Source organism: Pandoraea terrae, assembly GCF_902459695.1.
GTDB classification, from domain to species: Bacteria; Pseudomonadota; Gammaproteobacteria; order Burkholderiales; family Burkholderiaceae; genus Pandoraea; species Pandoraea terrae.
The window spans coordinates 355663-374988 of the sequence record NZ_CABPRZ010000003.1 but is presented as its reverse complement, the minus strand read 5'-3'; the positions used below and the strand labels follow the sequence as shown (position 1 = coordinate 374988).

The 19326-nt window shown below is 64.1% G+C and carries 20 protein-coding genes; 7 read left to right on the top strand and 13 right to left on the bottom strand.

The features are described 5' to 3' along the window. Position 1 precedes the first annotated feature (1 nt). On the bottom strand, positions 2–1336 hold the full coding sequence (locus PTE30175_RS05495) for an aminotransferase-like domain-containing protein (RefSeq protein ID WP_150696033.1): 1335 nt from the start codon (positions 1334–1336) through the stop codon (positions 2–4). 92 nt (positions 1337–1428) lie between these two features. Here PTE30175_RS05495 and PTE30175_RS05490 point away from each other — a divergent pair, with 92 nt between their 5' ends. The 5 genes from PTE30175_RS05490 to PTE30175_RS05470 all read left to right on the top strand — a co-directional run bounded on the left by PTE30175_RS05490 (position 1429) and on the right by PTE30175_RS05470 (position 4168). Beyond that, positions 1429–2046 (top strand): DJ-1/PfpI family protein, encoded by a 618-nt coding sequence (locus tag PTE30175_RS05490; RefSeq protein WP_150696032.1) that lies wholly within the window; start codon positions 1429–1431, stop codon positions 2044–2046. A 136-nt stretch (positions 2047–2182) separates the two neighbouring features. Continuing rightward, positions 2183–2908: a hypothetical protein gene (locus PTE30175_RS05485; protein ID WP_150696031.1), complete on the top strand. Its 726-nt coding sequence runs from the start codon at positions 2183–2185 to the stop codon at positions 2906–2908. Positions 2909–2960: 52 nt separating this feature from the next. Then, positions 2961–3383 (top strand): hypothetical protein, encoded by a 423-nt coding sequence (locus PTE30175_RS05480; protein WP_150696030.1) that lies wholly within the window; start codon positions 2961–2963, stop codon positions 3381–3383. A gap of 9 nt (positions 3384–3392) precedes the next feature. Next, positions 3393–3764, top strand: a complete 372-nt coding sequence (locus PTE30175_RS05475; protein WP_150696029.1) for a hypothetical protein — start codon at positions 3393–3395, stop codon at positions 3762–3764. Then, a complete protein-coding gene (locus PTE30175_RS05470; protein WP_150696028.1) occupies positions 3761–4168 on the top strand; it encodes a hypothetical protein in 408 nt (135 codons plus the stop codon). The genes PTE30175_RS05475 and PTE30175_RS05470 overlap by 4 nt, the downstream gene beginning before the upstream one ends. Positions 4169–4211: 43 nt before the next feature. Here the strand turns inward: PTE30175_RS05470 and PTE30175_RS05465 are convergent, their stop codons facing one another. The 7 genes from PTE30175_RS05465 to PTE30175_RS05435 all read right to left on the bottom strand — a co-directional run bounded on the left by PTE30175_RS05465 (position 4212) and on the right by PTE30175_RS05435 (position 13014). Then, positions 4212–5465: an NYN domain-containing protein gene (locus PTE30175_RS05465; protein ID WP_150696027.1), complete on the bottom strand. Its 1254-nt coding sequence runs from the start codon at positions 5463–5465 to the stop codon at positions 4212–4214. 186 nt (positions 5466–5651) lie between these two features. Next, complete coding sequence (locus PTE30175_RS05460; protein ID WP_150696026.1) at positions 5652–7091, bottom strand: YlbE family protein; 1440 nt, start codon at positions 7089–7091, stop codon at positions 5652–5654. A gap of 93 nt (positions 7092–7184) precedes the next feature. Continuing rightward, entirely contained in the window at positions 7185–8072 is an 888-nt protein-coding gene (locus PTE30175_RS05455) for an oxamate carbamoyltransferase subunit AllH family protein (protein WP_150696025.1), read from the bottom strand. Positions 8073–8086: 14 nt separating this feature from the next. Further along, on the bottom strand, positions 8087–9031 hold the full coding sequence (arcC, locus tag PTE30175_RS05450) for a carbamate kinase (RefSeq protein WP_224788614.1): 945 nt from the start codon (positions 9029–9031) through the stop codon (positions 8087–8089). Between the two features lie 16 nt (positions 9032–9047). Next, positions 9048–10526 (bottom strand): YlbE family protein, encoded by a 1479-nt coding sequence (locus PTE30175_RS05445; protein ID WP_150696024.1) that lies wholly within the window; start codon positions 10524–10526, stop codon positions 9048–9050. A gap of 1 nt (position 10527) precedes the next feature. Further along, positions 10528–12114: an acyl-CoA synthetase FdrA gene (fdrA, locus tag PTE30175_RS05440; RefSeq protein WP_150696023.1), complete on the bottom strand. Its 1587-nt coding sequence runs from the start codon at positions 12112–12114 to the stop codon at positions 10528–10530. Between the two features lie 75 nt (positions 12115–12189). Further along, on the bottom strand, positions 12190–13014 hold the full coding sequence (locus PTE30175_RS05435; protein WP_150696022.1) for an outer envelope protein: 825 nt from the start codon (positions 13012–13014) through the stop codon (positions 12190–12192). A gap of 140 nt (positions 13015–13154) precedes the next feature. On the opposite strand from PTE30175_RS05435, the gene PTE30175_RS05430 reads away from it, so the two are divergent. Then, complete coding sequence (locus PTE30175_RS05430) at positions 13155–13385, top strand: hypothetical protein (RefSeq protein ID WP_150696021.1); 231 nt, start codon at positions 13155–13157, stop codon at positions 13383–13385. Further along, positions 13382–14290, top strand: coding sequence for a LysR family transcriptional regulator (locus tag PTE30175_RS05425; RefSeq protein ID WP_150696020.1), 909 nt, complete (start codon positions 13382–13384; stop codon positions 14288–14290). Before PTE30175_RS05430 ends, PTE30175_RS05425 begins: the two co-directional genes overlap by 4 nt. A 39-nt stretch (positions 14291–14329) precedes the next feature. Here the strand turns inward: PTE30175_RS05425 and PTE30175_RS05420 are convergent, their stop codons facing one another. From PTE30175_RS05420 to PTE30175_RS05400, 5 genes are all read right to left on the bottom strand, one after another. Beyond that, a complete protein-coding gene (locus tag PTE30175_RS05420) occupies positions 14330–14758 on the bottom strand; it encodes a CBS domain-containing protein (protein WP_150696019.1) in 429 nt (142 codons plus the stop codon). 33 nt (positions 14759–14791) lie between these two features. Next, positions 14792–15616 carry a cysteine hydrolase family protein gene (locus tag PTE30175_RS05415; protein ID WP_150696018.1) on the bottom strand — a complete coding sequence of 275 codons (825 nt, stop codon included), beginning with the start codon at positions 15614–15616 and terminating at the stop codon, positions 14792–14794. An 80-nt stretch (positions 15617–15696) separates the two neighbouring features. Next, entirely contained in the window at positions 15697–16620 is a 924-nt protein-coding gene (locus PTE30175_RS05410; protein WP_150696017.1) for an ABC transporter permease, read from the bottom strand. Then, positions 16613–17737 (bottom strand): ABC transporter permease, encoded by a 1125-nt coding sequence (locus PTE30175_RS05405; protein ID WP_150696016.1) that lies wholly within the window; start codon positions 17735–17737, stop codon positions 16613–16615. The genes PTE30175_RS05410 and PTE30175_RS05405 overlap by 8 nt, the downstream gene beginning before the upstream one ends. After that, entirely contained in the window at positions 17730–19322 is a 1593-nt protein-coding gene (locus tag PTE30175_RS05400; protein ID WP_150696015.1) for an ABC transporter ATP-binding protein, read from the bottom strand. The genes PTE30175_RS05405 and PTE30175_RS05400 overlap by 8 nt, the downstream gene beginning before the upstream one ends. Between the last annotated feature and the right edge of the window lie 4 nt (positions 19323–19326).

Here is a 19326-nt window from a genome sequence, read left to right as displayed (position 1 = left end):
TTCAATACGAGTAAGTGCCGATCACTCGTTTGACCTTTTCCAGCGCTTCCTTGAGCGCGTTCAACTCCGCTGATCCGAGTGCCAGGCGAATCGCGTGCGGCACATGCGCTGAAGTCGCGAACGGTTCAGCGGTCGACACCGAGATACGTTCGCGTTCGAGCGCCATCGCCACCTGGTCTGCTCGAACCTCTTCTGCAAGAGGGAGCCAGAGGAAATAGGACGCAGGATGCCGCACGCATCGCAGTCCGGCGAGCACGTCACCCGCCAACGATTGACGGGTCATCGCATCCTGCCGCTTCTCCGCCTCCAGTCGGGCGACGGTGCCATCGTCGAGCCAACCGCAAGCAATCGCCGTCATGACGCCGGGCGTGTTCCACGTCGTCGCCCTGATGGCTCGCTCGATCGCGGGCACCCACTTGGCAGGTGCAGCAACGAATCCGACGCGAAGCCCCGTGGCCACGCTCTTGGAAAGCCCCGAGACGTACACGGTTATCTCCGGCGCAAGGGCCGCCAATGGGGCGGGCGGGTCCTGTGCGAGGAATGCATACGCCGCATCCTCGATGATGAGTAGCCCGTGTCTACGGGCAATCGATACCAGCTGTTGCCGCCGTTGCGCGCTCATCACCCATCCGAGGGGGTTGTGCAACGTCGGCATCGTATACACAGCGCGCACCTGCCGATTCCTGCACAGCCTATCGAGTGCGTCCAGGTCGAGGCCTTGATCCGTCGTGGATATCGGCGCCAGTTCCAGGCGGTTCGCTTCGGCCAGCACCTTGAACCCCGGATAGGTCAGCGCGTCGATCGCGACCACGTCACCGGGCCGTAGCAGCGCCATGACAGTCACCGCCAACCCGTGCTGCGCGCCATTCACGATCATGACCTGATCGCCTTCGACCGCCAGCCCACGGCATGCGAGGTGGCGTGCCACCGCCGCCCGCTCATGCGGGCGCCCACCGTGGGGCTGGTAGCGCAACAGGGCCTCCAGGTCACCGGAGGACGCGAGTTGGCGCAAGGCGACACGCAATAACTCTGCCTGACCGGGCAGCGAAGGATAGTTGAAGTTGAGGTCCACCATGCCCGCCGCTGCCGCATGCTGGTCGATGCCCAAACCCGGAGTCAGGGACGTTTCCCTAACGAATGTGCCGCGACCGGTCTCCCCGCTGACCAAACCCATCGCTTCGAGCTCGGCGTAGACACGCGTGGCGGTGACCAGAGCGAGCCCCTCCTTGGCCGCAAGTTGGCGGTGAGTCGGCAAGCGGGTCCCCGGCAGCAGGCGGCCTGAGCGAATATCAGCAGCAAGTGCGTCAACCAGCAGCTTGTAGCGGGCGTGGGCCATGAGCAGATGTATCCATGACAATAATTTGAATGTATTGATTCTCCGGCATACGATGCCTCATCGCAATCCTCTGCGCATAGGAAGACGACATCATGCACATCACCATCCTGACCTTCGACGGCTTCAACGAACTCGACTCGCTCATTGCGTTCGGCATCCTCAACCGCATCAAGAAAGCGGACTGGCGCGTTTCGATCGCCAGCCCGACGGCACGAGTCCGGTCAATGAACGGGGTAGTGCTCGAATCTCAGGTATCCCTTCGCGAGGCAAGCGCTGCCGATGCGGTCATCGTCGGCAGCGGCATGCAGACGCGGGAGGTCGTCGCCGACGAGGCGTTGATGGCGAAGTTGCAGTTGGATCCGTCGAGGCAATTGTTGGGTGCGCAATGCTCTGGCACGCTCGTGCTGGCCAAACTCGGGTTCCTGCAGGGTGTTCCGGCATGTACCGACCTGACGACGAAGCCCTGGGTCCAGGAAGCCGGCGTCGATGTGCTGAACCAGCCCTTCTTCGCAAGGGGTAACGTCGCCACGGCGGGCGGGTGCCTGGCGTCGCAGTATCTTGCGGCCTGGATGATTGCCCGTCTGGAGGGCATCGAGGCAGCGCAGAGCGCGCTTCACTATGTCGCCCCGGTGGGGGAGAAGGCGGACTATGTGTCGCGCGCTATGGGACATATTTCGCCGTACTTGCACGAGGCCTCTGCGACCGCTTGAGGTTGCCCGCCGCACGTCAGCGAGGGTATGTAATGACATCTTGATCGCCTACACTGAATCAACGCATTCGAAAAGAAACAGGCGGCTCACGAAGGTACCAGTGAGATAGAGGGACGCCCATTTAACAACCGAAATCGTGTTCAAGTTTCTTGTGCCATTTGACGTGAGGATTGTCGTCCTGCGCGCGCTTGTCACGGCGTGCGGCACGTGGACGGCATTTGCCATCGCCCAAGCGCCGCCCTCGGGCGTGGCGATTATCGTAAGTGGCGTGGACAGCACGAACGTCGACCAGGGCGGGGTAGCCTTTGCGGCATCGCGTCGAGCGCTACGCCAGACCGAAAGCGCCATCGCCGATTGCATTGAACGCGCGGTCGCAGCCCGGTATCCACACGTCGCCATTACGCGTCCAGATGACTTTTATCGGCTCGCGTTTCCGGCACTGACAAGCGAAGAGGCGCCACGCAGCCTCGAATCACTCACAATCCTTTTGCAGGACGCGGCATTCCGCGAGCGTTTGTCGGCGGCCGGCTTCGGCTACCTCATTGTGGCCGGCGGCACAACCGAGCATCGTGAGCGTGAAGGCAGCGTGAACCTGTTTGTCTTGCAAGGCGGCTACGGCGGCGGCCGGGCCTGGTTCTGGGGAACAGCCGTGTGGGATAACACATCGAAGCTGACCGCATATGTCATCGATCTGAAGCGCCAAGTCACCGACAGCGAGGTGACGGCCGCGGCCAAAGATAACTCATCGTTCGGCATCTATCTCTACCTGCCAGTGGGCAAACCATCCATGGCTCAAATCGATGCCTGCAGGCAACTTGGGACGGCCGTGGCACAGGCGCTGGCAAAGGTCACCCAACCCTAGTCATGCCAGCTTGGCGAAGTCAGAGGAAGCACGTAACACGGGAGATGCATCCATGAATCTCGTCACTTCCAAGGCATGGCTGATGCTTGCCGGCATGCTGGCGCTCAGCGGTTGTTCCACACCCAAGTTGGTCACGAGCGGCGCGTTTCATGACATGCAGCGACTCGAAGCCAGTCTCGAGCGCGGTGTCTCGACCCGGGAAGACGTAAAGCGGTTTTTGGGAGAGCCCAATGGCCGCGGTGAGTTTTTACTTGGGCAGATCGGCAAGCCACGACGGATCTGGTACTACGAAGACATTGAAGTCATCGACATTGCCTCGCAGCGAAAAAATGCCGCCAGCCTTGTGCCCGGAGCAACGACAGGCCTCTACCTGGCAATGCGCCAGCAAATCCTGCTGGTGTTCTTTCAAGACGATCGCTACGACGGCATGCTTTGGTCGTCGAACGCTGGCGACGCTAACGCCTGGGTGCACTAGAGAAACGTCATGCGGCCTCACGTCAGCTTTCGTCGCGTGTGCATAGCGGCTTGCTTGTTGCTGGTATTGGCCGGCTGTATCACGATGCAATATGGTACGCCACCGCGCGTTGAACGCCTGTCAACACTTACCCCGGGAGTCGCCGGCCCGGCGGACGTATTGCAAACGCTGGGAGAGCCGCGCGGCAAGGGGGCAGCGCGCGTGAGAGCGAGCCTGGCGCCGCGAGATGTATGGTTCTACGAATACGTACAAAGCGATGGCAAGGCCGTCGATCTGAAAATACTGCTCGTGTTCTTCCTCGATAATCGCTATGACGGGTACATGTGGTTCGCAAGCGAGGAGGCAATCACGAAGCAAGGTTCGATGGAGCCAGTGAAATGAAATTCCGCTCAATCCTCCGCATGCGAATTGCGCTCTTCCAGATGGCGACGTGCATCGTCGGCGCGTGTGTATTTTGGCTCGGCGGATGTGCCGCGGTAAAAGTGATTGCCGGAGCGCCAGTGGACCCTGCTGCTCTTGAAAACAAGCTGGTTATCGGGCAGTCGACGGCCACGGACGTCGAGCGCGTACTGGGGCCACCGTTCGGCAAAGGCCGCGAAATGCTGCCGCTTGGCGAAAGCCCGCGCACGGCGTGGCAGTACTACTACGAGGAGGGCGGTCAGGAAGACGACAGGCGGCTTTTCATGTTCGTTTTCATCAAGGATGGCCGCTACGACGGCTATATCTGGTTTTCCAGCCTGTCGCCGGAAACGATCAGACGCAGCGCGGCGACAAATGGGCGGTAGGCCTGCCGGTATGAGGGCCGGAAAGTGCTGATGCTGGAGCGCGTTATCGTCCGCCCCCCTCAGCCACTGCCTTGCGCGAACGACCGGTCCGCGAGGGGGATTTGCGCGGCGCCTTTGCGGGCTTGATGTCGGTCGCCGGGTCCGCTGATGGCTCTGCTTCGGAAATCTCCTTGCGGCTCGTCTGCTCGACGACCGCGTCCATATTCTTTGCGGCGGTTTTGCGTCTGCGGCGGGGCGCCGGCGCCCTCTCCGCCTCTGTTTCGCTCGGCGTGCCGGGCTCGGGCAACCTCGGCTCGACGACCGCCGCCGGTGCTTCCAACGTGGCGTCTGCGGTCATCGGCGCCTGCTGGGAAACCTGCTTCCGGGCGCTTCGGCTCTTGCGGCGGCCGCTATCGCCGGCGGATTGGGCTGCGGGTCCGGCGTCTTTCACAACTGCAGGTGATTCGCGCTGCTTGACGAGGTCCGCTGCTGCGCCCTGATGGGGCCGATAGACAAACGCGCCGGATTTATCGTCGCGCCCCACTTCCAGCAGACCACGCGATTGCGCCTCATCAAGCAGGTTGCCGAAGGCGCGAAAGCCGTAGTAAGACTCGCTGAAGTCGGGCTTGCGGCGCTTGATCGCGCTTTTCAACACCGACGCCCAGATCTTTCCGCTCTCGCCGCGCTCGGAGGCGAGCGCCTCGAAGGTTTCCACGGTAAGCGCAATGGCTTCCGCCTTGCGCGTTTCCAGTTCCTGTTTCGGTTGCCTGTCTTCGTCACTCGCACGCTTGGCCGTCCCGCTTGCCTTACCTTGCTCGCGCTTGGCGATTGCACGTTGCTGTTCGCGTACGAGGTCGTCGTAGAAGATGAATTCGTCGCAGTTGGCGACCAGAAGATCGGAAGTCGAATTCTTCACGCCGACGCCGATAACCTTCTTCGCGTTTTCGCGCAACTTCGAAACCAGGGGAGAAAAATCCGAGTCCCCACTGATGATGACGAACGTATCGACGTGCGACTTCGTGTAACAAAGATCGAGCGCGTCGACGACCAACCGGATATCCGCCGAATTCTTACCCGACTGGCGCACGTGCGGGATCTCGATCAGCTCGAAACTGGCTTCGTGCATGGTCGCCTTGAACCCTTTGTAACGGTCCCAGTCGCAATAGGCCTTCTTGACGACAATGCTTCCCTTGAGCAGTAGCCGTTCGAGAACCGGCTTGATGTCGAACTTCTCGAACTTCGCATCGCGAACGCCGAGCGCGACGTTTTCAAAGTCGCAAAACAGCGCCATGCTGGCGCTTTCGTGAATTGAGGCCATGAGTTCTCCAGCCAATGTGGCGCAACGGCGCGGTGGATTCCGATGTGCGCACATGATAACCGGTTGTGGAGGCAGGCCTGACGTGTGCTTGGCAATGGACGCGATGGACGATGTCGCGGTTCGGTCGCATCAGCAAGCGCGCAGCGCGGAACATGGAACGTCTCGCGCCGCCCGACGCATCCCGCTTCACGCCACGCCGTACGACTGCGCCAACGCCATCGCCGCTGCCGAGAAACAGCCCATCGGCGCACGCACAATACCGGCGCCGATCTGGCCCACGCCAGCCTCGCGGTGCGCGATGCCGGTCGTAATCACGGGCCGGATGCCCGTCTCCACCACGCGCCGAATGTCGATGCCCGTCGGCGCGCCAAGGAAATCGAGCAATGGCAGCGACATCGCCGGATTGCGCGTGTGCGTGATGTCGTACATCTCCTGCGAGTACGACACCGCCTCCGTCACCGTGCCGCCGACAAGCTGCACAAGGGCCGGCGATGCGGCGAGCGAAAAGCCGCCAAAGCCCGTCGTCTCGGTAATCGCGCTGTCGCCCAGGTCGGAGTTCGCGTCGTCACCCGAAAAGCCCGGAAAATACAGCCCAACCGGCTTGTCCGACGGCGCCTCGAACCAGCGCGCGCCAAGGCCGCTCACCCGGATCGCCGTCGTCACGCCGTTGCGCGCCATTGCCGTCACGATGCTGCTGCCTTCGATGCCGTGCGCCGCATCCATCGTCGCCTTGCAGGAAGCCATCGACAAGTTCAGGAAAAACTGGGAAGTGTTGCCGACGAAGTTCAGGATTTCCCTCACCCCCGCGCGGTCGAAATCGCTCTCGATGAGCGGCACGGCGATCGCCGCGAAGAACAGCAACGTCGCTGCGCTGTTTCGGCTATGCACCTCATCTCCCATCAACAACGCTTGCGACTGAATCGGCTTGAGCTCGATGCCGCCGTCGATGGCGTTCACGGCGACCTTGAGCCCCGGCGCAAGCACACGCTCGATCCAGCGCAGACGGTCGAGCACCTCCTCGCTATTCGCGCCGAATCGCAACACCCGGCCGATGCCTTCGCTCATGTTCGTGTAGGCGACGTTGCCGTCGGTTGCGTTACGCACCACGAACAGCGGCATCGACGGCGAAATGATGCCGCTCATCGGCCCGACGGCCTGCCAATCGTGGCAGGACGCGAAGGCAATCTCTCCGCTGGCGAGCATCGCGCGCGCCGTGTCGGCGGACTTCGCCCAGCCTTCGTAAAGCAGCGCGCCGATCATCGCACCTTGCATCGGCCCGCACATGCGCTCCCAAGCGACGGGTGCGCCCGCATGAAGCAATGTCCTGCCCATTTCCGGCCAGACGTCGCGCGCATGCAACGCGATATCGACGAGCATCGGCTGCGCGAGAATCATTTGTTGCGCGGCGCGCGCATTGGCGGCGTCGACACGCGCGCCCGGTGCATCGGCGTCATCGGCATCGGCGGCGATGCCGGCGACCGCCCAACTCAATGCGGGGTCACCGTCACCGGCCGGGCGCCAGTCGAGATGCAACGCCGCGCCGCCATGATCGGTGACGCTGTGCAAAAAGCCCTCCACACCGACGTTCACCACCGAAATTTTGTCATTGAGCAGCGAATTTGCCATTGTGTTTCTCCATTGAATGGATTGAATGTCGTCAATGCGCGTCTTGGCGCCTCGATTCGAGCGCTACCTCGGCGCGTTGGCAGCGTTGCGCGCCTATTTCAGGCAGAACGACTGCCCCGTCAGTCCGGTGATGAAGCCGGCCAGCATGTCCCAACCCGACGAGCGGCCGATCGACACCAGCTCGCGCGCAGCGGTGGCAACGTCGGCACGTGAGCCCGCCGATTCGTCAAGGCACGCCGCAATGCACAGGCCGAGCCGATGCAGCGACGCAAAACTCTCGCCGCGCGCAAGATCGGCAAACAGCGCCGCGCTGATTTCGTGACCCGCGTCGCGCGCCGCTGCGATCAAGCCCTCCACAGTCGCCAACCAGGGGCCCGCAGGCGCCACGAACCGGGCCGGGTCGCGCAAGCGCCGGCCGAATAGCGATGCGCCGACGAAATCGTCACCCGACGGTGTGAGGCCAGGACCAAAGCCGAGCAACGGCAGCGCCGCCTCACCAACGCCCTCCGGATCATTGGCGCGATACGCGAGGGCAAGCCGTTCGAAATGCCGGACGCCAAGGTCGAGCGGAAACGCCAGCGCCTCTCCCGCCAACGCCGCGCCGAGGCCCTGCGGTTCTGCGCCCCCCAGGACGTCGTCGATCATCATCCGGCACACCTCGGCAAACCGCGTGTCGAGATAAACGGTATCGGCCGCAGCCACGCGCGCCGCATACTCGCGCGGCCAAGCCGGGACACTCGGACGGCATGGCCGGGTGTCGCGCAATTCGAAGCGCTGCGGTCCGGCATCGGCACACCAGGGCCGATCGAGCATCACGGCACGCGGGTGCGTCACCGTGACGCCCACGCCGATCCAGATCAACTCGCCGTCCGCGTCGAGATAGCTCGCGCGCGGAAACGCCGGCAACGGTAACGCAACACCATCGCTGCGCACCAAGGCCCGGTAGGCCCGTGCGCCGATAGCCTGGATGGAAGGGTTCACGCGCTGCCCCCGTCCTACGCGACAATGCGTGTGCCCGCCTCACCGCGCAGTGCGTCGAAGGCACGGTCGAGCGACGTGATGACGGCGGTCTTGCCGCCTGCCTCGAGGTATTGCAGCGCCGCCGCGATTTTCGGCCCCATGCTGCCGGGTGGGAACTGTCCGTCGCGCATATGGCGTCGCGCTTCGGCGGCATCGATCTGGTCGAGAAAGCGCTGTGTCGGCTTGCCGAAATCGAGTGCAACCCGCTCCACGCCGGTCAACATCACCAGCGTGCCGGCGCCGAGCTCGGCGGCCAGCATCGCGCTGGTGAAATCCTTGTCGATCACGGCAGCCACGCCGTGCAGGTCACCCGCGCCATCGCGTACGACAGGGATCCCGCCCCCACCGCCGGCGATGGGAATCACTCCGGCGGCCAATAGCGCCTCGATCGCCGGCACATCGAGAATTCTCCGCGGCGCGGGCGATGCAACGACACGGCGGTAGCCGCGGCCCGAATCCTCGACGAACTGCCACCCCGTACCTTGACTGAGCTTGTCGGCCTCGGCGGCACTGAAGAACTTGCCGACGGGTTTGGTCGGATTCGCGAACGCCGGGTCGCCGGCGTCCACCTCAACCTGTGTGACGATCGATGTCACGCTGTCCGTCATGCCCGCCGAACGCATCGCATTGAGCAGCGATTGCTGGAGCATGTAGCCCATGCCCCCTTGCGAATGCGCGACGCAGACGTCCATCGGCATCGGCTCCAGTTCCTGCGCCGTGCGCGCCATCCGAAACAGGATGTTGCCGACGACGGGGCCGTTGCCATGCGTGAGCACGAGCCGGTAGCCACCCTGCAGGATACGCACCAGATGCTCGCAGGCCTGGGCGATCAGCGAGAACTGCTCTTCGGCCGTGCCCTTGATGTTGGGCGGATAGCAGGCGTTTCCGCCGAACGCCACCAGAACGCGTTGTTGATCCATGGTCATCATGCACTCCTCATCGCCGCCCGGCAGAGCCGGCAGATTCATTTCGATCGTTCTGCGCGCATTGTTCGGCCAGCGCGGCCACTGCCGTCGTAAAGCAACGCAGCGGCGCCTGCACGATGCCTGCCCCGATGATGCCCATGCCGGGCTGCTTGTGTGCCGTCGCCGTGTTGATGACGGGACGCATCCCGTCGTCGAGCACACGCCGTACATCGATGCCGACAGGGGCGCCGATGAAGTCGAGCGCGGGCAGCGTAAAGCCGGGGTTGCGCGCCACCGAGATCGTCGCCATATCGCGCGAATAGCGCAGCGCGTCTTGCGGCGTGCCGCCAACGAACTGCACCATCGCTGGCGCGGCAGCCATGGCAAACGCGCCAAGTCCGGCGGTTTCGGTGATGGCGCTGTCGCCGATGTCGGGATTCGCATCCGCCTCGGAGAAGCCCGGCAGATAAAGACCCACAGGGATGTCGGCCGGCCCGGTGAACCATTGCTCGCCCAGCCCGCTCACCCGCACGCCGACGTTGACGCCGTTGCGCGCCATCGCGGTCACCAGGCTGCTGTGCGGCACGCCGTGGGCTGCGTCCATCGTGGCCTTGCACGCCGCCATGGACAGGCTCAGGAAGAACATGTCGTCGGCGCGCATGACCCGCAACGCCGCGACCGCCTCGCTGCGCGCAATATCCGTATTGACCAGTCCCTGGGCGACCCAGCGCAGCAGCGCCAGACTTGCAGCGGTGTTGCGGTTGTGAACGTCGTCGCCCATATGCAGCGCCTGCGCCATCACCGGCTTGAGCGGCCAACCGTCCGGCGACGCCGTGACAACCGCCTTGAGCGTCGGCGCCATGACCGTTTCCAGCCACCGCAACCCCGCCAGGACTTCCGGCGCGTAGGCGCCGAAGCGCAATGTCTTGGCACCGCCTGACTCCATCATCGGCGCGTAGGCGCGATTCCCGGCAGCACGATTCTCGACCACGAACAGCGGCATCGACGGCGATATGATCCCTGCCATCGGCCCCACGGCGCCCCATTCGTGGCAGGGCGCGAAGCGGATCGCGCCGCTGTCGGCCAGGCGCTCGGCCTCGTCAGGCGTGTCGGCCCAGCCCTCGTAAAGCGCCGCGCCGACCACCGCGCCGCGCATCGGACCGCACATATCACGCCACGCGATCGGCGGGCCTGCGTGCAATAACGTGCGCCCCATGTCAGGCCAGACTTCGCTGGCGTGTAACGCGACGTCGACCCAGACGGGCTCGGCGGCAATCACTCGGCTGACCGCTTCCGCATTGGCGCGATCCACGCGCGAACCGGCGCAATCGGGGTCATCGGGATCGCCGATCAGGCTCGCCAATTGCCAACTGAGTTCCGGATCGCCGTCGCCGGCGGGTTGCCAATCGAGGTGTGCGAGCGTCGCACCGCCGGCGCTGGCGCCTGCGTCCAGCGTCGCAACCCCGAGGCTCAGTACCGACAGCGGCTTGTCAAGCAGGTGCTTGCTCATGTCAGTTCCCCCGGGTTTGCCGCGCGCTGTCGAGACGGATGGCGATCGCCGCCGCGAGGCGTGCCGCGGCCGTGGAGCCGGTCACGAGCATGGCGCCGGCGTCCTGCAACTTGGCGCGTTGCACGGACAAACGCTGCGGGTCGTCTTCGGTGCCGCAGACGAAGCTGACAATCGCCAGCTCACGGCCTTCCTGACGGGCCAGACGGCGCGCCTCGACGATCGCCGGCGCCAACGCGCCGGCCGGATCTTCATGACTGCCATAGCCAAGTACGACGTCGAGCACCACGACGGCGACCGACGGATCCCGCGCTTCCTGCAGCAGTCGCTCGACGCGCAATGTGCTATCGATCATCGGATGGGGCCGGCCCACCGTGAAGACGTCGTCACCGAGGTCGATCGCCGAGTGCTCCCGGCTCTGCAGGGGATCGGCCAGTGCGTTGTCCTCGTCGAGCGCAGTATTCGAGAACGTCCGAATGCCGGCTTCGCGCCAGATCACCTGCGTCTCGGCGCAGAACGTGCCGCCCGAGTACAGTGCACGCAAGTAACGCTGCGTCGCCCCGAACTTGGCGGTATCGACGGCCGGCGGCGCCGTCTCGACCGATATCCCGGCCGCGACGTCGGCGCCCGACATGCCGCGCGCCAGCGCCACGGCGACGCCGGCAGCCGCTTCGAGGGTGCCGACCGGATATACGCCGCCATTCGCCGCATGGCCTCCCGCATCACTCCCGAGGAACAGCACGACCACCGGCTTGCGGATGTCCGACGCCAGTGCCATGATCCGCTCCGTAACACGCTGCGCAGGCGGCTTCGAGACGATCACGATGACATCGGTCGCAGCGTCCTTGGCCAGGAGGTCGAGCCCCTGCCGCATGGTGCTTGCGCCAATCTCCTCGTAGACATCGCGTCCGCCGGTGCCGATCGCGTGCGAAATGCCTTCGCCGAGACGATGGATCTGGGTCGCCACTTCCTGCAGCCCTGTGCCTGACGCTGCCACGATGCCGATCCGGCCGCGCCGCACAACGTTGGCGAAACCGAGCGGCACGCCGTTCAGAATGGCGGTTCCGCAGTCGGGCCCCATCACCAGCAGTCCTTTCTTTGCCGCCAGTTGCTTGATGGCGCGCTCCTGCTCGATGGGTACATTGTCGGAAAACAGGAATACGGACAAACCCAGCCGCAGCGCCTTGATCGCCTCGGCGCCGGCGTAGGCGCCCGGCACCGAAATCTGCGCGATGTTGACCGCGTCGCCGCGGGACACCCCCATGGCAAGCGAACGCGGCGGACGAACGGCTTCCGCCTGGCTGCCCTTGGGCACATCCTCGCCCTCGATCAACACGTCGACCTCGCGCAATGCGGCCTCGATGACGTCCTGGGCGTCATCCTCGACGATGATCATGATGTCGCTCGGCAGCGCCGCCTCGACCTCGGCCTGAAGCAGATTCGCTTGCGCCAGGATGTCCTTGTTGCCGCGCGTGCCCATCAGCAGCGTGGTGCGCTTGACGCCGGTGCGCGCGATCACTTGCTGACAGATCAGCATGAGCGCGACCGAGTCCTTGTAAAGGTTCTTCTTGACCTGCGATTGAATCGGCATGAATTCCTCTCCTTCAAAGCGGCACGTTGCGTGCCCGGTTGCACCGCGCAGCGCGCCGGCGCCGGCCCCTCGGCCTCACAGGTGGTATTCGAGATTGAGCTGCACGACCGACGCCTTGGTGCCTACGCCGGGCGGCACGCCGAACTTGTTGTGCCAGTACTGGTAGCCGACCCCCACATACAGCGAGTCCTTCTTGCCGTACAGGCTGCCGACATCGAACATCAATGCGGTCTCGAGCATGAACTCCTGTTTTGTCTGCACGCCGAACCCGTCCTTGCCCTTCGGACCGATCAGGTCGGCAAACCCCTTGAACTTGGCCGGTACCCCAAGGTGGAACGGAATGCCCCACAGCAGTTCCAGCCCATAGCTGTTCTGAAACGTCACGTTCTTGCCGACGATGCTGTTGTTATTGTTCTCGGTGCGGAACAGCACGGAGAAGTCGAGATAGCCCGGCACATCGAACTTGACCGTCGGGCCGGCCACGAACTTGCGCGGCAGCGACGAGCGCGAACCGGAACCGAACGCGTCGTTCTTGCTTTGCAGGTCGATGCCGGCGGTCAGGCCGAAGTCGCGCACGGGGCCGATCGCCAGCGGCAATCCGGTCACGGCACTCATGCTGAGTACGTGGCGGTAGACGACGTAGATATCGGTTGCGCCGCCGCCGCCTCCGGCAGCCGGGTCTTTGCGGTTGGACAGCAGCACGTCGGTGTTAAAGAAATTCGTGCCGTATTTGTATCCGCTTACATATTGGAATTGCAGAATTGTTTTGGCGATATTGTCTGGAATTGACGGCTCGCGAAACGTCGTGCCATATCGCATTCCGACGAATGCATCCGTCCAATCCGCCGCCTGCGCCGAGAATGGCGCCAACATCGCCGCTACCGCAAAACCGGCTGCCAAATGCGCTCGCCGTGGCTTTAAATGCTTTTTCACTTTCCCTGTCTCCCTGTTTTTATATTCGCCTGCTTTAAACTGAATTGGCCTGCCTCCTGAAGGGAAATTTAGGGGACCGACCATTATCTGTCTACGCAGAATTCGGTATGCCCGACATTCAAGCGGTGAATGTGAAAAATGCCGCTCGCCGAGCCGTTTTTACGCATCGCGATCGGTCGGAAAGCAGCGGATCCCCGGCAACGGGCTACGGGAAAGTCTCGATTTCAGAATTTCCGTATTTCGGCAAAGGTATGCACGATCCCGTTTTTCTCGAAGTTTCCATCCTGCCGCCGAGCCTTGGCGGCACAATGCCTTACGGTCCGGACACCGAGCGATGAACCTTGCCTCAATCGACATGAATCTGTTGGTGGCTTTCGACGCCATCGCCAAGGAGCGCAACGTAACGCTCGCGGCGAACGCCATCGGCCTGTCTCAACCGGCGATGAGCAACGCGCTCTCCCGTCTGCGCAAGATCTTCAACGACCCGTTGTTCGTGCGCACGACGCGCGGCATGCAGCCGACCCCCTACGCGGAACAGTTGTCCGAACCGATTTCACGCGCCTGCGACCTGATTTCCGGCGCGTTGCGAATCGGCACGAAATTTGACCCGGCCGCGTCGCCGCGAAAGGTATTTACGCTCTATATGACCGAGATCGGCGAGATCGTCTGCATGCCCAGGGTTCTGCATCACCTGAACCGGATCGCGCCCAACATCACCATCAAGGTGTGCCCGATTCCCGAAAAAGGCGCCCAGGAGGCCATGGCTGCTGGCGAGGTCGATCTGGCGATCGGCATTTTTCCCCAACTGAAGGCCGGCTTTTTCCAGCAGCGGCTCTATCGCGACCAGTTCGTCTGCATCGCACGCCGCGGCCATCCCACCATTGATGGAAAGCTGAGCCACACGCAATACGTGGAGAGTCCGCACGTCGTGGTCGGATCGACCGGGACCGGACACGATGTCGCGCTTGAACAGATTCGCTGTTCGCAGCAGCCGCATCGCAAAGTCGTGCTGACGGTGCCGCATTTCATGGTGTTGCCGACCATCGTGACGCAAACCGACGCCATTGCCACGATACCGTCGCGCCTCGCGACAACCCCCGAGATGTCGCCGAACCTTCAGATCCTCGAGCCGCCGGTCCAATTCCCGGACCTCGAGATTCGCCAGCACTGGCACGAGCGTTATCATCACGACGCCGCGAACAAGTGGCTTCGGGAATTGATGGTCGAGCTCTTTCGGGAATAGCGGCAGCGCGGACGCGAACCATGCGCGCTTCGCACTGCGTCACCCCTGGATGTAGGTTTCAAGGTGCCGGATGGTCGCTGCCTGATCGGCGATGATCTCGCGCACGAGATCGCCGATCGAAAGCATGCCGACCAGCTCGCCGCGCTCGAGCACCGGCAGATGGCGAAAATTGCCATTCACCATCAAACTCATGCACGCCTCGACAGTCTCATGCACGGCAATCGTCGTGACCCTGCGTGTCATGATCTCGCGCACGGCGATGTGGGTGGCGCAATGCCCCGACCGTGCTACCTGGCGGGCGAAATCGCGTTCCGACAAAATGCCGACAAGCCTGCCGCCGTCGACCACCACCATCGCGCCGACCGCATGCAGCGACATGGCCCGAAGTGCATCGAGCACGCGGGCGTTCGGCCCGATCGAGCACAAGCTTCGGCCCTTCTTGTCCAATACCTGCTGTACCGTCTTCATGGCCGCCTCCCGGAAATACGCTGCGCGCTCACGTCATGCACGGTTCGCCAGGCCCGCCAGCACGTCGTGCGAGCCGGTCACAAAGCCGTAGCACTTCCTGACGTTGAACAAGGTGCTTTCCGTGCAGAATGCCGGTGACGTCGTCGCACAACAGTCTTCGACAAGCACACAGCCATAGCCGAGGAAATTGGCGTCCTGCAGTGTGCAGGCGACGCACTGGTCCGTATTCACGCCGGCGAACAGCAGCGTGTTTACGCCGAGATTGCGCAGGATGCCGTCGAGCGGCGTATCCCAGAAGCCGCTGATGCGGTACTTGTCGACGCGTACGTCGGTCGGCGCAGGGGCCAGTTCGTCGACGACCGCCGCAGCCCAACTGTCCTTTTCCAGTACGCGTGCGCCGTGTCCCGGCAACGGGTCGCCCAGTCCCACCCCATCGCCGGAGGGTTTGTACAGATGCAATTGATTCGGCGGCATGTTCAACAGATCGGGACGATTGCCCCAATTGACCCATACGACCGGCACGCCGGCCTCGCGCAACGCCGGCAGGAGTCGTTGTAATGGTTTGATCGGCCGGCGGTCGGGCGAGTAATCGACGCCGAGATGGTCGACCCAGCCACCCGGCGCGCAGAAATCATTCTGCATGTCGATGACGACGATCGCGGTGCGGCGCAGGTCGATCGTCAACCGTTGCGGCGTCGCTTCGAGAGGCATCGGCACGGGCGCCGGCGCGGGCACGGCCATGTCGACGTGGTCGCGGCTAACCGCCCATTGATGGTTCGGCGCCGAACCGAGCCGCCGGCGTGCATCGCCTTCCTGGATGGGCGCACCGGCCCCGGATACGTTGCGTAGTGTGGTCATTTCAGCTCCTTCACAAAGGGAATGTGTGACGCCATGGCCATGGGCATCGCCGAACGGCGGCTGAGGGCGGCCGAGTGCTGCTAACGGCCACGCACGAACGGCAGCGTCAAGGCGGACGGTTGCCGTTGCTTGCCGACAAAGCCGGCGATCGCGCAGAGCGCCAGCACATACGGCAACATCAGCAGCCACGCGACGGGCACGTCGAGACCCAGCGCCGGCACCAGGAACTGCAGCGCCGTCGCGAACCCGAACAGCAGGCACGCCGCGAGCGTGCGTCCCGGCGTCCAGCCGCCGAAGATGACCGCCGTGATGGCCAGGTAGCCGGCGCCGCGTGTCATCCCTTCGGTAAAGGTGTTGCTGTCTGCCACCGACATGAACGCGCCGCCGAGCCCCGCCATCGCACCGGCAAACAACACGCCGAGGTATCGCACGCGCTTGACGTGGATGCCGGCCTTGTCCGCTGCGCGCGGGTCTTCGCCCACGGCACGGATCGACAAACCGAGCGAGGTGCCTTTCAGCAACGCCCACGTCACGAGCACCAGGAACAGGCCGAGGTAGACAAGTCCGGTTTGCTGGAACACCCCTGGACCGATGATCGGCAAGGATTCGAGGCCCGGGATATGCCACTTCTCGAAGCCAGGAATCGGTTGCCGCGAGAGCGGACCGAAGATTTCCCGATACAGGAACGTCGTTGCGCCAAGCGCCAGGATGTTGAAGCCGATGCCCACGACCAGTTGATTGGCGCGCAAGGTCACGCTGAGGAATGCCTGCACCCAGGCCACCAGCAGGCTTGCGACAACGCCCGCCACGACGCCCAGGACGGGCGAACCGGTCACCCAGGCGCCCCAGGCGGCAGCGAACGCCGCGACCAGCATCATGCCGTCGAGGCTCAGGTTCAGCACGCCCGCGCGCTGACTGACGAGTTCGCCGGTGCCGGCCAGGATGATCGGCATCGCCAGGCGAATGCCCGAGGCGACGAATACGGCCAGTTGCGCTTCAACCATGATTGACTCGCTTGTCGACAAGAAGGGAGGAGCCGGCCACCGCGATGACGATCAACCCCTGGCAGATCAGCACGACGGCGGACGGCACATGCGCGGTGATCTCCATCGCGATGCTGCCGGAGCGCAGGAAGCCGAACAGCAGCGCGCCGAGCACCACGCCAGCGGCCGAGCCGCGCGCCAGCAAGCCGACGACCAGGCCGTCGAAGCCGTAGCCCGAGGAAAAGTCGCTCGTCAGATAGAACTGCTGCCCCTGAATCATGATCGCGCCCGCCAAACCGCCAAAGCCGCCCGACACCGCCATTGCTGTCACAACGAGGCGGTCGGCCCGGATACCCGCACGGCGTGCTGCCAGCCGATTCAAGCCGACGGCGCGCAATTTGAGACCGAGCGGGCTTTTGGCAAGCACCACACCGACGACGATCACGGCGACAAGCGCGATCAGCAGACCGACATGCAGCGGCGAGGTCGGATCCGACGGCAGCAGCATCGGCAGCTTTGTCAGATCAGGAATCTCGGGCGATTCCGGCAACGCCGACGTCGGCGTCAATGGCTTGCGCAGCAGATGGAACGACTCGACCGACCAGTAAACGAGCGGCAACGCAATGAATGTCAGCAGCAAGGTGCTGATCACCTCGTTGACGCCGCGCTTCGATTTGAGCACGCCGGCCGCACCGCCCCAGACCGCGCCGCCCAGCGTGCCCGCCAGCAGCGGCACGACGAAGGCCAGCCCGAACGGCAGCGCCGCCGCGCCGCCGTGAAGCGCCATCGCGGTCGCCATCATGCCGCCGATCGCGATCTGCCCTTCGCCGCCGACGTTGGTCAGATTGGCGCGGTTGGCGAAGATGAAGCCGAGGCCGACCAGCAGCAGACTCATCGAGCGATTGAGCGACGAGCCCACGTCGAACGCGCTGCCTGTCATGCCGTCCCAAAACGCGGTGATCGCCTCGACGACGGAATTCCCCGTCAGGGCAATCAGGCCGACGCCGATGGCGAGCGCCGCGACGGTCGCCACGATCGGGATCAGGACCGGCAACGGCAACGCCTGCGCCGCCGCCCGCCGGAGTTTTTCCGCTGGACGTTCGGCGGATTGAGTGTGAACAGTCGAATCGTCAACCATGGCCATGCCCCGACATCATTGCGCCAATCGTCTCCCGATTGCCCGGCGTCGCGGGCATCTCGCCCACCACGCGCCCGCGATATAGCACCACCACGCGGTCCGACACGGCAATCAGCTCGTTCAAATCACTGGAAATCAGCAGCACGCCAAGGCCCGCATCGCGTGCCGAGCAGATGCGACGAAATACTGCCTCGACGGCGCCTACGTCCAGGCCGCGCGTCGGCTGGGCGGCGAGCAGGAACGTCAGCGGCTCACGCGTGAGTTCGCGTGCCAGCACCGCCTTCTGCTGATTGCCCCCCGACAACCGCCCCATCGGTACGTCGGGGCTGTCCGCACGGACGTCGAACGCCTGCATCAGCGCCCGCGCGTCGCGCGCCATGCGGGCGCGGTCGAGCAGGCCCCAGCGCGAATAGCGGTGGGTTGCGCCAAGGAACAGATTCTCGGAAATGCTCAACTCGCCGATGCAAGCGACGGCGTGCCGGTCTTCGGGCACGATACCGGCCCCGGCGGCCGTGATGTCGCCGGGCCGCGCGCCCGTGACATCGCGCCCGCCGATGCAGATCTGGCCCTGCGTGGGCGTTGCGAGACCGGCCAGGATCGCGCCGAGTTCGGTCTGCCCATTCCCTTCAACGCCCGCCACGCCAACGATCTCGCCGCGTCTGACGGCAAGCGTGACGTCGTCCAGTCGCAACACCCCGTCGGCGTCGCGGAACGTCAGCGCATCGAGCGTGAGCGCCTCGACGGCATCCTCCATCGCAGCGGCCTTGCACGCCTGCCCTTCTGTCGCTGTCGTGTCTGCCATGTCTGCCGTAACCGTCGCAGCGGCCTGACTGGCGATGCCGAGCGTGGCGGCCAGCACCGAGTCGGCCGTGCTGACATCCCTGCCGACCATCGAGCGCACGAGCATTTGCATATCGGCGCCGGCCATCGGCACGGATTCCACGATACGGCCGCGCCGCAGCACGGTGGTACGGTCGGCCACCTTCGCGATCTCGGCCAGCTTGTGTGTGACGAGGATCACCGCGCGCCCGCTGGCTGCAACCTTGCGGCAGACCGTCAGCAGGGCATCGACCTCGCCCGGCGGCAGCACCGCCGTCGGCTCGTCGAGCACAAGCAGGCGCGGATCGGTCAACAGGCACTTGATGATCTCGACGCGTTGGCGTTCGCCGACCGACAACTCGCTGATGACACGATGCGGATCGATCGCCAGGTCGTATTCGTCGGCCAGCCGGGCCATCTTTTCCAGCACGTCGTCGTAACGCAGCACGGCACGCGCGCGGCCGAGCACGAGATTCTCGGCGACCGTCATGTTTCCGACCAGACTGAAATGCTGATGGACCATGGCGATGCCGCGCGCGAGCGCGTCAATCGGCCCGGCCGGCGCGTGCGGCGCGCCATCGAACCGCATCGCGCCGGCGTCGGGCTGATAGACGCCGAACACGAGATTGCAAAGCGTCGACTTGCCGGCGCCGTTCTCGCCGAGCAGGCAATGCACCTCGCCTGCCGCGACATGCCAGTCGACTTCGTCAAGGGCGACGAATGCGCCGAAGCGCTTCGTCACGCCCGCCAGTTCGAGGAGATTCATGATC

Coding starts and splice junctions, on each gene's coding strand:
- PTE30175_RS05495 (WP_150696033.1), bottom strand. CDS start 1,336: ATGGCCCACGCCCGCTACAAGCTGCTGGTTGACGCACTTGCTGCTGAT.
- PTE30175_RS05490 (WP_150696032.1), top strand. CDS start 1,429: ATGCACATCACCATCCTGACCTTCGACGGCTTCAACGAACTCGACTCG.
- PTE30175_RS05480 (WP_150696030.1), top strand. CDS start 2,961: ATGAATCTCGTCACTTCCAAGGCATGGCTGATGCTTGCCGGCATGCTG.
- PTE30175_RS05475 (WP_150696029.1), top strand. CDS start 3,393: ATGCGGCCTCACGTCAGCTTTCGTCGCGTGTGCATAGCGGCTTGCTTG.
- PTE30175_RS05470 (WP_150696028.1), top strand. CDS start 3,761: ATGAAATTCCGCTCAATCCTCCGCATGCGAATTGCGCTCTTCCAGATG.
- PTE30175_RS05465 (WP_150696027.1), bottom strand. CDS start 5,465: ATGGCCTCAATTCACGAAAGCGCCAGCATGGCGCTGTTTTGCGACTTT.
- PTE30175_RS05460 (WP_150696026.1), bottom strand. CDS start 7,091: ATGGCAAATTCGCTGCTCAATGACAAAATTTCGGTGGTGAACGTCGGT.
- arcC (WP_224788614.1), bottom strand. CDS start 9,031: ATGGATCAACAACGCGTTCTGGTGGCGTTCGGCGGAAACGCCTGCTAT.
- PTE30175_RS05445 (WP_150696024.1), bottom strand. CDS start 10,526: ATGAGCAAGCACCTGCTTGACAAGCCGCTGTCGGTACTGAGCCTCGGG.
- fdrA (WP_150696023.1), bottom strand. CDS start 12,114: ATGCCGATTCAATCGCAGGTCAAGAAGAACCTTTACAAGGACTCGGTC.
- PTE30175_RS05430 (WP_150696021.1), top strand. CDS start 13,155: ATGCCCGACATTCAAGCGGTGAATGTGAAAAATGCCGCTCGCCGAGCC.
- PTE30175_RS05425 (WP_150696020.1), top strand. CDS start 13,382: ATGAACCTTGCCTCAATCGACATGAATCTGTTGGTGGCTTTCGACGCC.
- PTE30175_RS05420 (WP_150696019.1), bottom strand. CDS start 14,758: ATGAAGACGGTACAGCAGGTATTGGACAAGAAGGGCCGAAGCTTGTGC.
- PTE30175_RS05415 (WP_150696018.1), bottom strand. CDS start 15,616: ATGACCACACTACGCAACGTATCCGGGGCCGGTGCGCCCATCCAGGAA.
- PTE30175_RS05410 (WP_150696017.1), bottom strand. CDS start 16,620: ATGGTTGAAGCGCAACTGGCCGTATTCGTCGCCTCGGGCATTCGCCTG.
- PTE30175_RS05405 (WP_150696016.1), bottom strand. CDS start 17,737: ATGGTTGACGATTCGACTGTTCACACTCAATCCGCCGAACGTCCAGCG.
- PTE30175_RS05400 (WP_150696015.1), bottom strand. CDS start 19,322: ATGAATCTCCTCGAACTGGCGGGCGTGACGAAGCGCTTCGGCGCATTC.